The 211-nt window shown below is 57.8% G+C and carries 1 protein-coding gene; it reads right to left on the bottom strand.

The features are described from left to right. Window positions 1-211: KR domain-containing protein (locus LCF57_RS28435; RefSeq protein ID WP_225999640.1), on the bottom strand; the 211-nt coding region annotated here is incomplete at both ends.

Here is a 211-nt window from a genome sequence, read left to right as displayed (position 1 = left end):
TAACGCAGACTGCTTGTCTTCGTTAAGCGGGGATCTGCCGGTCAGAATCAGCGTCGCATGCTTGGCTTGACCGGCAATTTCGCCGGCAAATATAAGCCCGAGGCCCCCTGCGCCCCCCGTAATCAAATAGATTCCATGGTCCTTCCATAGCGGCTTCACTCTGGATGCTCCCGCGCTGATTTCACTCCAGACAGCCACCCGGCGCTTTCCG

Source organism: Paenibacillus sp. BJ-4, from assembly GCF_020404765.1.
Lineage (GTDB): Bacteria > Bacillota > Bacilli > Paenibacillales > Paenibacillaceae > Paenibacillus.
The sequence above is the reverse complement of the archived record's forward strand: the minus strand, read 5'-3'. Positions and strand labels throughout refer to the sequence as shown.